General features: G+C 73.5%; 13 protein-coding genes. All 13 read right to left on the reverse strand.

The annotated features are described in order from the left end of the window. Positions 1-15: 15 nt before the first annotated feature. The 13 genes from nuoL to BLS21_RS03085 all read right to left on the reverse strand — a co-directional run bounded on the left by nuoL (position 16) and on the right by BLS21_RS03085 (position 14,562). A complete protein-coding gene (gene nuoL / locus BLS21_RS03025) occupies positions 16-1,911 on the reverse strand; it encodes an NADH-quinone oxidoreductase subunit L (protein ID WP_175479373.1) in 1,896 nt (631 codons plus the stop codon). A gap of 16 nt (positions 1,912-1,927) precedes the next feature. After that, on the reverse strand, positions 1,928-2,227 hold the full coding sequence (gene nuoK, locus BLS21_RS03030; RefSeq protein ID WP_091156841.1) for an NADH-quinone oxidoreductase subunit NuoK: 300 nt from the start codon (positions 2,225-2,227) through the stop codon (positions 1,928-1,930). Continuing rightward, a complete protein-coding gene (locus tag BLS21_RS03035) occupies positions 2,224-3,045 on the reverse strand; it encodes an NADH-quinone oxidoreductase subunit J (RefSeq protein WP_091213489.1) in 822 nt (273 codons plus the stop codon). The genes nuoK and BLS21_RS03035 overlap by 4 nt, the downstream gene beginning before the upstream one ends. After that, a complete protein-coding gene (gene nuoI, locus BLS21_RS03040) occupies positions 3,042-3,761 on the reverse strand; it encodes an NADH-quinone oxidoreductase subunit NuoI (RefSeq protein WP_281241893.1) in 720 nt (239 codons plus the stop codon). Before nuoI ends, BLS21_RS03035 begins: the two co-directional genes overlap by 4 nt. Beyond that, entirely contained in the window at positions 3,754-5,229 is a 1,476-nt protein-coding gene (gene nuoH / locus BLS21_RS03045; RefSeq protein ID WP_091213492.1) for an NADH-quinone oxidoreductase subunit NuoH, read from the reverse strand. The genes nuoI and nuoH overlap by 8 nt, the downstream gene beginning before the upstream one ends. Further along, on the reverse strand, positions 5,226-7,688 hold the full coding sequence (locus tag BLS21_RS03050) for an NADH-quinone oxidoreductase subunit G (protein ID WP_091213493.1): 2,463 nt from the start codon (positions 7,686-7,688) through the stop codon (positions 5,226-5,228). Before BLS21_RS03050 ends, nuoH begins: the two co-directional genes overlap by 4 nt. Continuing rightward, on the reverse strand, positions 7,685-9,013 hold the full coding sequence (nuoF, locus tag BLS21_RS03055; protein ID WP_091213497.1) for an NADH-quinone oxidoreductase subunit NuoF: 1,329 nt from the start codon (positions 9,011-9,013) through the stop codon (positions 7,685-7,687). Before nuoF ends, BLS21_RS03050 begins: the two co-directional genes overlap by 4 nt. Position 9,014: 1 nt before the next feature. Next, positions 9,015-10,067 (reverse strand): NADH-quinone oxidoreductase subunit NuoE, encoded by a 1,053-nt coding sequence (nuoE, locus tag BLS21_RS03060; protein WP_091213500.1) that lies wholly within the window; start codon positions 10,065-10,067, stop codon positions 9,015-9,017. Positions 10,068-10,140: 73 nt separating this feature from the next. Then, positions 10,141-11,472, reverse strand: a complete 1,332-nt coding sequence (locus BLS21_RS03065; protein ID WP_091213502.1) for an NADH-quinone oxidoreductase subunit D — start codon at positions 11,470-11,472, stop codon at positions 10,141-10,143. After that, complete coding sequence (locus BLS21_RS03070; RefSeq protein WP_091213505.1) at positions 11,469-12,206, reverse strand: NADH-quinone oxidoreductase subunit C; 738 nt, start codon at positions 12,204-12,206, stop codon at positions 11,469-11,471. The genes BLS21_RS03065 and BLS21_RS03070 overlap by 4 nt, the downstream gene beginning before the upstream one ends. Beyond that, the gene (locus tag BLS21_RS03075; protein WP_091213509.1) at positions 12,203-12,883 is read right to left on the reverse strand and encodes a NuoB/complex I 20 kDa subunit family protein; all 681 of its coding nucleotides are present in this window, start codon (positions 12,881-12,883) and stop codon (positions 12,203-12,205) included. The genes BLS21_RS03070 and BLS21_RS03075 overlap by 4 nt, the downstream gene beginning before the upstream one ends. Before the next feature lie 10 nt (positions 12,884-12,893). Next, positions 12,894-13,256 carry an NADH-quinone oxidoreductase subunit A gene (locus BLS21_RS03080; protein WP_217635944.1) on the reverse strand — a complete coding sequence of 121 codons (363 nt, stop codon included), beginning with the start codon at positions 13,254-13,256 and terminating at the stop codon, positions 12,894-12,896. A gap of 46 nt (positions 13,257-13,302) precedes the next feature. Further along, a complete protein-coding gene (locus BLS21_RS03085) occupies positions 13,303-14,562 on the reverse strand; it encodes a geranylgeranyl reductase family protein (protein WP_091213514.1) in 1,260 nt (419 codons plus the stop codon). Positions 14,563-14,566: the final 4 nt, after the last annotated feature.

A 14,566-nucleotide genomic window follows, 5' to 3' on the forward strand; every position in this document is an offset into this window, starting at 1 on the left:
CGGTGGAGTTGCTGCTCATCCGGCCGTCACCGCCAGCAGCGCGCCCGCGACGACCACCGCGCCGCCGAGCATCGACAGCGCGTAGGAGCGGACGAAGCCGGTCTGCGTGCGGCCCAGCCGGGACGACGAGCCGCCCAGCGTCGCGGCCAGGCCGTTCACCGCGCCGTCCACGCCGCGGTTGTCGAAGAACACCAGCGCGCGGGTCAGCCACTGCCCGGGCCGCATGAACAGCGACTCGTTCACCGCGTCGGCGTAGAGCGCGCGGCGGGCGGCGCGGGTCACCGGCGACACCCGCACCGGCGCGGTCACCGGCACCTCGCGGCGGCCGACGAACAGCCAGGCGGTGAGCACGCCGAGCGCCATGACGACGGTGACCAGGACGCTGACCACCAGCGGCGCGACGACGTGCTCGGCCTCCTCGGGCTCGCCGAACACCGGCGTCAGCCACGATTCCAGCGGGAAGGCGACGACCAGCAGGAAGCCCGCGAGCACGGAGCCGACCGCGAGCAGCACCATCGGCGCGGTCATCACCGTCGGCGACTCGTGCGGGTGGACGCCGGGTTCCCACCGGGGGCGGCCGAAGAAGGTCATGAGCATCAGCCGGGTCATGTAGAAGGCGGTCAGCCCGGCGGCGAGGATCGCGACCCCGCCGAGGAGGTAGCCCCAGCCGTCGCCGCGGTCGAACGCGGCCTCGATGATTGCGTCCTTGGTGTAGAAGCCGGACAGGAACGGGAAGCCGATCAGCGCCAGGTAGCCCAGGCCGAAGGTCACGAACGTGACCTTCATCCGCGACGCGAGGCCGCCGAAGCGGCGCATGTCGACCTCGTCGTCCATCGCGTGCATCACCGAGCCGGCGCCGAGGAACAGGCCGGCCTTGAAGAAGCCGTGGGTGAGCAGGTGCGCCAGGCCCGCGACGTAGCCGACCGGGCCGAGGCCGACGGCCAGGAACATGTAGCCGATCTGGCTGACCGTGGAGTAGGCCAGCACCTTCTTGATGTCGTCCTGGGCGCAGCCGGCGATCGCCCCGATCATCAGGGTGAGCGCCCCGACGGCGAGGACGACGGCCCGCGCGGTGGGGGTCTGGTCGTAGATCGGCGCGCTGCGGGCGATCAGGTAGACGCCGGCGGTGACCATGGTGGCCGCGTGGATCAGGGCCGACACCGGGGTCGGGCCCTCCATGGCGTCGGGCAGCCAGGCCTGCAGCGGGAACTGGCCGGACTTGCCGCAGGCGCCGAGCAGGAGCAGCAGCCCGATCGCGGTCACCGTGCCGGCGGCCAGGGTGCCGACCGCACCGAAGACGCCGTCGTAGGAGACGGTGCCCAGCTGGGCGAACATCAGGAAGATCGCCAGCGCCAGCCCGACGTCGCCGACCCGGTTCATGATGAACGCCTTCTTCGCGGCGGTCGCCGCCGACGGGCGCTCGTGCCAGAAGGCGATGAGCAGGTAGGACGCCAGGCCCACGCCCTCCCAGCCGACGTAGAGGGCCACGAAGTTGTCGCCGAGGACCAGCAGCAGCATCGCCGCGACGAACAGGTTGAGGTAGGCGAAGAACCGCCGGCGGCGCGGGTCGTGCGCCATGTAGCCGATCGAGTAGACGTGGATCAGCGCGCCCACGCCGGTGATCAGCAGCACGAAGACCGCCGACAGCGGGTCGAACAGCAGGCCGGCCTGCACGTCCAGCGACCCGGTCGAGACGAAGGTGAACAGGTCGACGTCGACCCGTCGGCCGTCCAGCTGCAGCGTGCACAGCAGGCCGAGCGCGAAGGCCGCGACCACGGTGCCGGTGCCCAGCAGGTGCCCCCACCGGTCGGTGCGCCGTCCCCCGAGCAGCAGGACGGCGGCGCCGGCCAGCGGTAGCGCGATGAGCAGCCAGGACGCGGCGATCAGCCCGTCAGCCGGTGCGGTGTCCATCCCGGGTCCCCGTCCCTCAGTACTTGAGCAGGTTGGCGTCGTCGACCGACGCCGACCGGCGGGTCCGGAAGAGCGACATGATGATCGCGAGGCCGACGACCACCTCGGCGGCCGCGACGACCATGACGAAGAACGCCATGACCTGGCCGTCGACGGTGCCGCTGGCGCGGGCGAAGGTGACCAGCGTCAGGTTCACCGAGTTGAGCATCAGCTCGACGCACATGAAGACGACGATGGCGTTGCGCCGCACGAGGACGCCGACCGCGCCGATGGTGAACAGGATCGCGGCGAGCACCAGGTAGTGCGTGAGACTCATCGGTCGCGCCCCCCCGGGATGTCGCTGGGCGCGGGGTCGAGGGTGCCGAGCGCCGCGTCGGGCGTGCCGAGCTCGGCCCGGCCGGTGGGACGCGGCATCTGCTCGATCTCCTGGGGCTCGATCCCGGTGGCGAAGCTGTCCTCGGCCAGCCGGCCGTCGGGCAGCAGCGCGGGTGCGGCGACGGAGTTGCCGCGGGCGTAGACACCGGGCCCGGGGAGCGTCTGCGGCCGGTCGGTCAGGAAGCGGGCTCGCGACAGCTCCTTCTGGGTGGGCCGGGTGCCGGCGTCGCGCTCGATGTGGGCCAGCACCATCGCGCCGACGGCGGCGGTGATCAGCAGCGCGCTGGTCACCTCGAACGCCAGCAGGTAGCGGGTGAACAGCACCCCGGCGATCGCCTCGATGTTGCTGGTCTCCCCGCCCTGCACGCCCGCCAGACCGGTGACCGCGAGGTCCTGGGTGGCCCGCGCGACGCCGGCGCCGACCAGCCCGGCGAAGCCCAGGCCGAGCACGATCGCGGCCACCCGCTGCCCGCGCAGCGTCTCGACGACCGAGTCCGAGGAGTCACGGCCGACCAGCATGAGCACGAACAGGAACAGGATCATGATCGCGCCGGTGTAGACGATGATCTGCACCGCGCCGAGGAACGGCGCCTCCTGGACGACGTAGAAGACGCCCAGCGCCAGCATCGTGTTGACCAGCCACAGCGCCGAGTGGACGGCGTTGCGCGAGAGCACCATGCCCAGCGCCCCGACCAGGGCGATCGGGCCGAGCACCCAGAAGACGACGGCCTCGCCGGTGCCGATGACGACGTCGCTCACGACCGCACCGCGCCTTCCACCGGCCCCGCCGCCCCGTCGGGGACGGGCTGGTCGACCCGCGCCCCGGCGGCCGGGTCGGCCGGCGGGACCCGGTGCGGCTCGCGCACGTAGTAGTCCTTCTCGTCGTCCCCCAGTCGCATGGCGTGCGGCGGGGCCTCCATGCCGGGCAGCAGCGGGGCCATGAGCTGCTCCTTGGTGTAGATCAGGTCGGCCCGGTTGTCGTCGGCCAGCTCGAAGTCGTTGCTCATGGTCAGCGACCGGGTCGGGCAGGCCTCGATGCACAGGCCGCAGAAGATGCAGCGCAGGTAGTTGATCTGGTAGACGCGGCCGTACCGCTCGCCGGGCGAGTAGCGCTCGTCCTCGGTGTTGTCGCCGCCCTCGACGTAGATCGCGTCGGCGGGGCAGGCCCAGGCGCACAGCTCGCAGCCGACGCACTTCTCCAGCCCGTCGGGGTGCCGGTTGAGCACGTGCCGCCCGTGGTAGCGCGGCTTGGTCACCTTGGGCACCTCGGGGTACTCCTCGGTGGTCACCTTACGGAAGATCTGCGCGAAGGTGACCCCGAAGCCCTGCCCGGGCCCGGGCAGCCAGCTGGACCGCTTGACCGGTCCGGCGTCCCGGCCGCGGTGGGCCAGCTCGCGCTTCGTCTGCGCCACCATGTCGTGCCCGGGCGCGTGGGGGTCCGGCGAGCGACGGTCCACGTCGCCGTGCTCAGTCATCGACGTCCTCCTGGGTGCCGGTGCCGCTGCGCCGCCCGGTGCCCACCACGGCGCCGTCGGGCGCGACCGTCTCGCGGCTGCGCAGCCGCGGCGACGGTGGGACGGCGAGGTCCATCGGCGGGATCGGGAAGCCGCCCTCGGCGCGGCTGGGAGCGGTGCGGTCGGCCGGGCGGCGGCGCGGCCCGGCAGGGGGCAGCACCTCCGGCTCGGCCTCGGTCGGGTGGATGGAGCCGGCCGCGGCCTTGGTCGCCGCGATGCGGGTGGCCCGGTTGCTGGCCCGGCTGGCGACGAGCAGCACGGCGATGACCAGCAGCGCGATCGGGACGCCGACGAACAGCGCCACCTGGCCGGTGGAGAGGTCGGCCTCGCGGGCGATGGTGCGCATGGTGGCCACGGCGAGGATCCAGACCAGCGCGGTGGGGACCAGCACCTTCCAGCCGAAGCGCATGAACTGGTCGTAGCGCAGCCGGGGCAGCGTGCCGCGCAGCCAGATGAAGACGAACAGCGCGGCGACGACCTTGAGGAAGAACCACAGCAGCGGCCACCAGCCGGAGTTGGCGCCGTCCCAGATCGAGATCGGCCACGGCGCCCGCCAGCCGCCGAGGAACAGCGTCGCGGCCAGCGCCGAGACGGTGACCATGTTGATGTACTCGGCGAGGAAGAACAGCGCGAACTTCAGCGACGAGTACTCGGTGTGGAAGCCGCCGACCAGCTCGCTCTCGGCCTCGGGCAGGTCGAACGGCGCCCGGTTGGTCTCCCCGACCACCGCGATGACGTAGATGACGAAGGAGACCGGCAGCAGGACGGCGAACCAGCCCGGGCCGGTGAACGTCAGGCCGAAGAAGGAGACCTGGTTGCCGTCGGCCTGCGCGGCGACGATCTCCGAGGTCGACATCGAGCCGGCGTAGAGGAACACCGCGACGATCGACAGCCCCATCGCGATTTCGTAGCTGACCATCTGCGCGGCGCTGCGCAGCCCGCCCAGCAGCGGGTAGGTCGAGCCCGACGCCCAGCCGGCCAGCACGATGCCGTAGACGCCCATCGCCGAGCAGGCCAGCACGACGAGCACGCCGATGGGGGCGTCGGTGAGCTGCAAGGGGGTCTGCTGGCCGAAGATGCTGACCACCGGCCCCAGCGGGATGACCGAGAAGGCCAGGAACGCCGGGATGGTGGCGATGACCGGGGCCAGGAAGTAGACCGGCTTGTCCGCGAGCGCCGGCATGATGTCTTCCTTGAACGCCAGCTTCAGCCCGTCGGCGAGGCTCTGCAGGTAGCCGCGGGGGCCGACCCGGTTGGGGCCGATGCGCTGCTGCATCCGCGCGACGACCTTGCGCTCGAAGACGATGGCGAACAGCGTCAGCAGCACCAGGACGACGAAGACGCCGACGATCTTGATGAGGACGATCCACCAGACGTCGGTGCCGAAGTCCGCGAGGGTCGGCTGGTCGGCGGCGGCCGCGATGGTCATGCCCCACCTCCGGGGACCAGGCGGACGACGCCGCCGGGCGGGGTGCCCAGCCGGGTGCGCAGCTCGCTGCCCGGTGAGCGCATCGGCAGCCAGACCACCTGGTCGGGCATCGCGGTGACCAGCACCGGCAGGCTGACCTCTCCCATCGCGCCGCAGACGGTGACCCGGTCGCCGTGGGCCAGGCCCAGCCGGCGGGCGGTCCCCTCGCCGATGCGGGCGACCGGCGGGCGGGCGGTGCCGGCGAGTTCGGGCTCGTCGCGCTGCAGCGTGCCGACGTCCAGCAGCTGCCGCCACGAGGCGAGCACCGCCTGGTCCTCGGCGAGCTCCGGGTCACCGGGCGGGACGACGTCCAGGCCGGTGACGCGCGGGCGCTCGGCGACGACCCCGAGGGCGGCGAGCTCGGCGCGGGCGACCTCCGGCGCGGGCAGCCGCAGGTCGACGTCCAGCTCGTCGGCCAGGCCCTGCAGCACGCGGCCGTCGGGCAGCCGGCCGGTGCCGTGCAGCGTGGTGTCGAACGGGCGCAGCCGGCCCTCCCAGTCCAGGTAGGCGCCGGCCTTCTCCGAGGCGGCGGCCACCGGCAGGACGACGTCGGCGTGCGCGGTGACCGCGCTGGGCAGCATCTCGAGGCTGACCACGAAGTCGGCGTCGGCCAGCGCGGCCTCGGCCAGGCGCGGGTCGGGCAGGTCGGCCGGGTCGACGCCGCCGACCAGCAGCCCCCTGAGCTGCCCGTGCGTGACTGCGGTGAGGATCCCGTTCGTGTCGCGGCCGGGGGTGGCCGGCAGGTCGGGAACGCCCCAGGCGGCGGCGACCTGCGCGCGGGCGCCGGCGTCGGTGACCGGGCGGCCGCCGGGCAGCAGCGCCGGCAGCGCGCCGGCCTCGACCGCACCCCGCTCCCCGGCCCGCCGCGGCACCCAGGCCACCCGGGCGCCGGTGGCGCGGGCCAGCCCGACCAGGGCAGAGAACGCGCCCGGGGACTCGGCCAGGCGCTCGCCGGCGAGCACGACCGCGCCGGGCTGCCGCAGCGCCTCGACCGCCGGGCCGCCCCAGGTGCCCTCGGCGAGGGCGGCCAGCGAGCGGGCCTCCGCGCCGGGACGGGTGGCGAGCACGGTGGCCTGCAGCTTCTCGGCGGCGGTGGTGGGGAACGGGGCGAGGTCGTAGACCGCCAGCCGGTTCTTGCGCACCGCCCGGCGCAGCCGCAGGAAGACGATCGGCGACTCCTCCTCCGGCTCGAGGCCGGCGAGCAGCACCGCGGGTGCGCTGGTCAGGTCGTCGTAGGTGACCGCTCCGTTGGCCGGACCGGTGCCCGCGACGTGCGCCACGAGGAACGCCAGCTCCTCGGCGGAGTGGGCGCGGGCGCGGGCGTCGACGTCGTTGGTGCCCAGCGCCACCCGGGCGAACTTGGCGTAGGCGTAGGCGTCCTCGACGGTCAGCCGGCCGCCGGGCAGCACCCCGACCCCGCCGGCGTCCCGCGCGGCCCGCAGCCCCTCGGCCGCCGCCGCCCACGCCTCCGGCCAGGACGCCGGCTCCAGCACGCCGTCCCGCCGGACCAGTGGGGTGGTGAGCCGCTCGTTGGCGGTGGCGTAGCGGAAGGCCCAGCGGCCCTTGTCGCAGTTCCACTCCTCGTTGACCGCGGGGTCCTCCCCCGCCAGCCGCCGCACGACCTTGCCGCGGCGGTAGTCGGTGCGCTGCGCGCACCCGGAGGCGCAGTGCTCGCAGACGCTGGGCTCGCTGCGCAGGTCGAACGGCCGGGCGCGGAAGCGGTACTGCGCGCTGGTCAGCGCCCCGACCGGGCAGATCTGCGTGGTGTTGCCCGAGAAGTAGGAGGAGAACGGCTCGTCCTCGTAGATGGCGACCTGCTCGAGGGCGCCGCGCTCGAACAGCTCGATGAACGGGTCGCCGGCGACCTGCTGGGAGAACCGGGTGCACCGGGCGCACAGCACGCACCGCTCGCGGTCGAGCAGCACCTCGCTGCTGATCGGCAGCGGCTTGGGGTAGGTGCGCTTGACGTCGACGAACCGGCTCTCGGCGCGGCCGTTGCTCATCGCCTGGTTCTGCAGCGGGCACTCGCCGCCCTTGTCGCAGACCGGGCAGTCCAGCGGGTGGTTGATCAGCAGCAGCTCCATCGTGCCCTGCTGCGCCTTGTCGGCGACCGGGCTGGTGAGCTGGGTCTTCACCACCATCCCGTCGGTGACCGGCATGGTGCAGGAGGCCACCGGCTTGCGCTGGCCCTCCACCTCGACCAGGCACTGGCGGCACGCGCCGACCGGCTCGAGCAGCGGGTGGTCGCAGAACCGCGGGATCTGCACGCCGATCATCTCGGCGGCCCGGATGATCAGCGTCCCCTTGGGCACCGCGACGTCGAAGCCGTCGATGGTGCAGTGGACGGCGTCCGGCGGGGTGTGCGGGCCCGGCGCGCCGGGCGGGACCGCCGCCGCGGGGGTCGGGTTGGTGAGTGTCACGAGGCGACTCCGACGGGCTCGAGCCGGAGGCTGCGGCCGAGGCGGCCCTGTTCCTCCGGGGGCAGCAGCGCGACGTAGTCGTCGCGGAAGTACTTCAGGGAGCTGCTGATGCAGCTGGTCGCGCCGTCACCCAGGGCGCAGAACGAGCGGCCCAGGATGTTGTCGCAGGTGTCGGTGAGCAGGTCCAGGTCGGCCGCCGTCCCCCGGCCGTCGACCAGCCGCTGCAGGACCTGGACCAGCCAGTAGGTCCCCTCGCGGCAGGGGGTGCACTTGCCGCAGCTCTCGTGCGCGTAGAACTCGGTGAAGCGCAGGGTCGCCTCGACGATCGAGTCGGTCTCGTCGAAGACCATGAGCGCGGTGGTGCCGAGCATCGAGCCCGCGGCGGCCACCGAGTCGAAGTCCAGCGGGACGTCGAGGTGCTCCGGCGTGAAGTACGGCGTCGAGGAACCCCCCGGGGTCCAGAACTTCAGCTGGTGCCCGGGGCGGACGCCGCCGGCCATCTCCAGCAGCTCGCGCATCGTCGTCCCCATGGGGGCCTCGTACTGGCCGGGGCGGACGACGCGGCCCGACAGCGAGTAGATCTTCGGCCCGGGCGACTTCTCCGGGCCGAACTCCTTGAACCAGTCCGAGCCGCCGCGGACGACGAACGGCACGCTGGCCAGCGTCTCGACGTTGTTGATCACCGTCGGGGCGCCGTAGAGGCCGGCGACGGCCGGGAACGGCGGCTTGAGGCGCGGCTGCCCGCGGTAGCCCTCGAGCGAGTCGAGCAGCGCGGTCTCCTCGCCGCAGATGTAGGCGCCGGCGCCCGCGTGCACGATCAGCTCCAGGTCGTAGCCCGAGCCGAGGATGTCGCGGCCCAGATAGCCGGCCTCGTAGGCCTCGCGGACGGCGTTGACCAGCCGACGGTGGGCGTGCACCGCCTCGCCGCGGACGTAGATGACCGCCAGGTGCGACCGGATCGCGTAGGCGGAGATGACCACGCCCTCCACCAGGGAGTGCGGGTCGGCCATCATCAGCGGCAGGTCCTTGCAGGTGCCCGGCTCGCCCTCGTCGGCGTTGACCACGAGGTACTTGGGCATCGCGGCCGGCCCGCTGGGCGTCTCGCCCGGCTTGGGCTGGGGGATGAAGCTCCACTTCATGCCGGTCGGGAAGCCGGCACCGCCGCGGCCGCGCAGCCCGGAGTCCTTGACCAGGCCGACGAGTTCCTCGGGGGTCATGGACAGCGCGGTGCGCAGGGCGGTGTAGCCGTCGAGCCGTTCGTAGGTCGACAGCCGCCAGGACCGCGGCTCGGCCCAGCGGGAGGTCAGCACCGGTGCGAGGGGCATGTCAGGCCTTCCCGTCGGCTCGGGGTGGATTCGGGCTGGGCGGGGAGGGCGGAGTCGTGCCGGTGGCGGGTTCGGCCGCGGGCGGGGTCTCGGTGCCGGCCCGTTGCCGCCCGCGCGGCTGGCCGTACTCGGCTCCCCTGTCCGGGTGGGCCTGCGCGGCGCCGGCCCGCTCGGCGGGGGTGTCGGCCGCGGCGACGCGGGCGTCGGCGGCCTCGGCCTCCGGGGTCTCGCCGGTGCGGCCGGAGGGCCGCGTCGTCTCGCGCGGCTCGGTCCCCGCCGGCTCGGCCTCGTCGGCCGGCGGGCGGCCCGGCATCGGCGGGGCGGACTCGCCGCGCTCGGCGGCCAGCCGCAGCCCGGCCAGCGTCGGGTCGATCGAGCCCTCGGCGTCGATCGCCGCCGCACGGGCGTCCTCGGTGCCGTACTGGTCGAAGCCGGCCAGCTGGCGGGAGACCCCGCGGAAGTCGGTCAGCGGGGCGCCGCGGGTGGGGTGCGGCTTCTCCCCCCGGCGCAGGGCGGCGACCAGCGCGCGGGCGCTCTCGACGTCCTGCTGGTCGTAGAACTCGTAGTCGACGGTGACCACCGGCGCGTAGTCGCAGGCGGCCAGGCACTCGGCGTGCTCGAGGGTGACCGAGCCGTCGGCGGCGGTCTCGTCGTGGTGGACGCCGAGGTCGGCGCTGAGGGCGTCGAAGATCCGCTGCCCGCCCAGCACGCTGCACAGCGTGTTGGTGCAGACGCTGACCAGGTGCCGACCGGTGGGACGGCGCTTGTACATCGTGTAGAAGGTCGCGACCGCACCCACCTCGGCCTTGGTCAGGCCCAGCTCCTCGGCGCACAGCGCCACGCCCTCGGGCGAGACGTAGCCCTGGTGGCTCTGGACCAGGTGCAGCATCGGCAGCAACGCCGAGCGCGGCTGCGGGTAGCGGGCGATGATCTCCCGCGCCTCGAGCCGGACCTGCTCGGTCAGCGGCGGCAGGTCCGCGGCGGGCGGCTCGACCGGGCTGGAGTCCAGCCCGGTGACCGCCGTCCCCTCGGCCGATCCCGGGAGCGCACTCACGTCGCCTCCTCGCTGGCGCTCGTCGACGCCGCTCGTGGCACTGCTGTGTCCCTGGCCGAGCTCGCGAGCTCGCTCATCTGTCACACCCGCCCATCACCGGGTCGAGCGAGGCGATCGCGGCGATGACGTCGGCGATCATGCCGCCCTCGCTCATCGCCGCCGTGGCCTGCAGGTTGACGAAGCTGGGGTCGCGCACGTGCACCCGCCAGGGTCGGGTGCCGCCGTCGCTGACCACGTGGTAGCCGAGCTCGCCGCGCGGGGACTCGATGGGCACGTAGACCTGGCCGGCCGGTACCCGGAAGCCCTCGGTGACCAGCTTGAAGTGGTGGATCAGGGCCTCCATCGACTGCCCCATGATGTGCTCGACGTGCTCCGGGCTGTTGCCCATGCCGTCGGGCCCGAGGGAGAGCTGCGCGGGCCAGGCGATCTTCTTGTCCTCGACCATGACCGGCCCGGGCTCCAGGCGGTCCAGCGCCTGCTCGACGATCTTCAGCGACTCGTTGATCTCGGCCATGCGGACCAGGTAGCGGCCCCACGCGTCGCAGGTGTCGGCGGTCGGCACCTCGAAGTCGTAGGTCTCGTAGCCCAGGTACGGCTCGACCTTGCGCAGGTCCCACGGCAGCCCGGCAGCGCGCAGCACCGGCCCGGTGACGCCGAGCGCCACGCAACCGGTCACGTCGAGGTAGCCGGCGTCCTTGAGCCGGGCCTGCCAGATCGGCTGACCGGTGAGCAGCTTGTGGAAGTCGGCGACCCGGGCCGGCATGACCTCGAGGAACTCCCGGATGTGCTCCACCGCGCCGGGCGGGAGGTCCTGCGCCAGACCGCCGGGGCGGATGTAGGCGTGGTTCATCCGCAGGCCGGTGATCTCCTCGAGCAGGTCGAGGACCAGCTCCCGCTCGCGGAAGCCGTTGGTCATCCCGGTGAGCGCGCCCATCTCCATGCCGAAGGTGGCCAGCGCGACCAGGTGCGAGGCGATCCGGTTGAGCTCCATGACCAGGACGCGGATGGTCCGCGCCCGCTGCGGCGCCTCGACGCCCAGCAGCTTCTCGACCGCCATGGAGTAGCCGGCCTCGTTGTACAGCGGGGACAGGTAGTCCATCCGCGTCACGAAGGTCGTGCCCTGGACCCAGTTGCGGTACTCGGTGTTCTTCTCGATCCCGGTGTGCAGGTAGCCGATGACCACCCGCGCCTTGGTGACCGTCTCGCCCTCGAGGTCGAGCACCAGCCGCAGCACGCCGTGGGTGGAGGGGTGCTGCGGACCCATGTTCACGACGAGGCGTTCCTCGCCGTAGGCCTCGGTGCCCAGCGTCTGGTCCCAGTCGCCGCCGGTGACGGTGTAGACCCGACCCTCGGTCGTCTCCCGGGAGCCGGCGTAGGGGTCGGCCGGGTTGTACGTGGTGCTCATCGGTAGGCCCTCCGGGTGTCCGGTGGCGGGATGGTGGCGTCGTGGTACTCGACCGGCACGCCGCCGAGCGGGTAGTCCTTGCGCTGGGGGTGGCCGTCCCAGTCGTCGGGCATGAGGATCCGGGTCAGCGCCGGGTGGCCGTCGAAGACGACGCCGAACATGTCCCAGGTCTCCCGCTCGTGCCAGTCCGCCGTCGGGTAGACCGACGTGACCGACGGGACGTGCGGGTCCTCGGCGGTGACCGCCACCTCCAGCCGGATCCGCCGCCGGTAGGTCATCGAGGTCAGGTGGAGGACGACGTGCAGCCGCGGCCGGCCGGGCTCGGCCGCCGGACCGCCGCTGTCGAGGTAGTCGACGCCGGAGACGCTGCTGCACAGCTCGAAGCGCAGCGCCTCGTCGTCCCGCAGGGCCCGCACCAGGGTCAGCAGGTGCTCGCGGGCGACGAAGTAGGTGATCTCGCCGCGGTCGACCAGCACCCGCTGCACCGCGGCGTCGTAGGTCGCCTGCCCGACCGCCTCGATCAGCGCGTCGGTGACCTCGTCGAAGTACCCGCCGTAGGGCCTCTCGGTGGAGTGCAGGGCGACCGCGCCGCCGGGCTCGACGCGGACCAGGCCGCCGAAGCCGGAGGTGTCGCCGCTGCCGCTGACCCCGAACGCGCCCTTGCGGAAGCCGCCCGAGGGCGCGGCCGCCCCCTGGCCGGCGTCCGTGCCGCTGCGGTCGCCCGGGCCGGTCACCGGTCACTCCGCACGTACGGCTCCGGCAGCAGCACCGCGTTCCCGCCACGCTGCTCGATGGCGAACTGGCCGGTGCGCCGATCGGCCGCCGCCCGCTCGTAGGCCGCGCGCTTCTCCCGGTCCACGCGCACCGACGACGGCATCTCGACGTAGAGCTCCGGCGCCCGGCCCTCGGCCCGCGCCTGCTCCAGCTCGCGGGCCCGCCGCGGCCCCAGCGGCTCGTTCATGATCTTGTGGTGCAGCTTGAGGATGGCGTCGGTGAGCATCTCCGGCCGCGGCGGGCAGCCGGGCAGGTACATGTCCACCGGGACGACGTGGTCGACGCCCTGCACGATCGCGTAGTTGTTGAACATCCCGCCGGAGCTGGCGCACACGCCCATCGCCAGCACCCAGCGCGGCTCGGGCATCTGGTCGTAGATCTGGCGCAGGACCGGGGCCATCTTCTGGCTGACCCGGCCGGCCACGATCATCAGGTCGGCCTGCCGTGGGGAGGCCCGGAAGACCTCCATGCCGAAGCGCGCCAGGTCGTAGCGGCCAGCCCCGGTGGCCATCATCTCGATCGCGCAGCAGGCCAGCCCGAAGGTGGCCGGCCACAGCGAGGACTTGCGGGTCCAGTTGACCAGCTTCTCCACCGTCGTCAGCAGCACGCCGCTCGGCAGCTTCTCCTCGAGTCCCATGGCAGGCCCCTCAGTCCCAGTCCAGGCCGCCGCGTCGCCACACGTAGACGTAGGCGATGAACACGGTGCCGATGAAGACGACCATCTCGACCAGCCCGAAGACGCCCAGCGCGTCGTTGGCGACGGCCCACGGGTAGAGGAAGACGATCTCGATGTCGAAGACGATGAAGATCATCGCCGTCAGGTAGTACTTGATCGGGAAGCGACCGCCGGTCAGCGGCTGGTCCACCGGTTCGATGCCGCACTCGTAGGCGGCCAGCTTGGCCCGGTTGTGCCGGCGGGGGCCCACGAACGGGGCGACCGTGACGGAGAACAGCGCGAAGGCCGCGGCCAGCGCGAACAGGCCGACGATCGGGACGTACTGCGAGAGCACCAGCGCCTACCTCTCGTCGTCGTGGGTCGGGTCGGGGGCGGTCACGTCAGACCGCCGGGGCCAGGCGGGTGAGGACGGCGACGGCGCGGTCGAACCGGTCGCCGTCCCGGCCGTCGGAGAGGTTGCCCATCAGCCGCAGCGCCCGGGCCACCAGCGCCGGCCGCTTGAGCCCGTGCGCGGTCGCGAAGCGGACCAGGTCCGGGCGGGCCAGCAGCGCGAGGAAGCCGGTGCCCAGCCGGTGGTGCCGCCCGTACTCCTCGCGCAGCCGCTGGGGGTACCGGCGCAGCACGGCCTCGCGGGCCGGGCCCTCCGGGGCGGCCAGGCCTGCGACGGCGGCCTCCGCGGCCATCCGCCCGGTCTCCAGCGCGTAGCTGATGCCCTCGCCGTTGAACGGGTTGACCGTGCCGGCGGCGTCGCCGGCCAGGAGCAGCCCGCGGGTGTAGGCCGGCCCGCGGTGCAGGGCCATCGGCAGGCCGGCGCCGCGCAGCGGGGTGACCGCGTGCTCCTCGCCGAGCTCCCACTCCCGCGGCAGGGTGGCCAGCCACTCGCGCAGCACCGCCCGCGGCTCGGCGCCGGTGCCCCGGCGGGTGTCGAGCAGGCCGAAGCCGACGTTGCTGGTGCCGTCGCCCATGCCGAAGGCCCACCCGTAGCCGGGCATCGAGTCCGGGCTCGGGCCGGCGGGCGAGAGGTCGAAGGAGACGTCCAGGTAGTCGTCGTGCGTGCGCGGGGAGGTCACGTACCGGCGGACGGCGACGCCGAGTGGCCGGTCCTCCCGCCGGAGCAGCCCCAGCGCCTTGGCCAGCCGGCCGGAGAGGCCCTCGGCGGAGACCACCAGCGGCGCGCGCCAGGTGGTCGGCGCGCGGTCCGGGCCCTCTTCGGCGTGCACCCCGGCGACCCGGCCGGCGTCGTCGAGCAGCGGGCCGGTGACCGTGACCTCCTGCACCAGCCGGGCGCCGGCCGCGACAGCGTGCGCGGCGAGCCCGGCGTCGAGGTCGCGGCGGCTGCGGACCAGGCTGTGGCCGGGCCAGCGCTGCAGGGTCGGCCAGTCGACCTCGACCACCTGGCCGCCGCCGGTGACCCGCAGCCCCTTGTGCCGGACCCAGCCGGTGGTGTCGACGCCCAGGTCGTCGAGCGCCTTGACGGCGCGCGGGGTCAGCCCGTCGCCGCAGACCTTCTCGCGGGGCAGCCGGGCCTTCTCCAGGACGGCGACGTCGAGGCCGGCGCGGGTGAGGTGCCAGGCGGCCGAGGAGCCCGCCGGACCGGCGCCGACGACGACCACGTCGGCCCGCCGGTCGCCGTCGTCCACCTCG

The organism is Geodermatophilus siccatus, assembly GCF_900103785.1.
GTDB classification, from domain to species: domain Bacteria; phylum Actinomycetota; class Actinomycetes; order Mycobacteriales; family Geodermatophilaceae; genus Geodermatophilus; species Geodermatophilus siccatus.

Bases quoted from the DNA above. Each gene is read 5' to 3' on its own strand.
- nuoL (WP_175479373.1), bottom strand. From the start codon at position 1,911: ATGGACACCGCACCGGCTGACGGGCTGATCGCCGCGTCCTGGCTGCTC.
- nuoK (WP_091156841.1), bottom strand. From the start codon at position 2,227: ATGAGTCTCACGCACTACCTGGTGCTCGCCGCGATCCTGTTCACCATC.
- nuoI (WP_281241893.1), bottom strand. From the start codon at position 3,761: ATGACTGAGCACGGCGACGTGGACCGTCGCTCGCCGGACCCCCACGCG.
- nuoH (WP_091213492.1), bottom strand. From the start codon at position 5,229: ATGACCATCGCGGCCGCCGCCGACCAGCCGACCCTCGCGGACTTCGGC.
- nuoF (WP_091213497.1), bottom strand. From the start codon at position 9,013: ATGCCCCTCGCACCGGTGCTGACCTCCCGCTGGGCCGAGCCGCGGTCC.
- BLS21_RS03065 (WP_091213502.1), bottom strand. From the start codon at position 11,472: ATGAGCACCACGTACAACCCGGCCGACCCCTACGCCGGCTCCCGGGAG.
- BLS21_RS03075 (WP_091213509.1), bottom strand. From the start codon at position 12,883: ATGGGACTCGAGGAGAAGCTGCCGAGCGGCGTGCTGCTGACGACGGTG.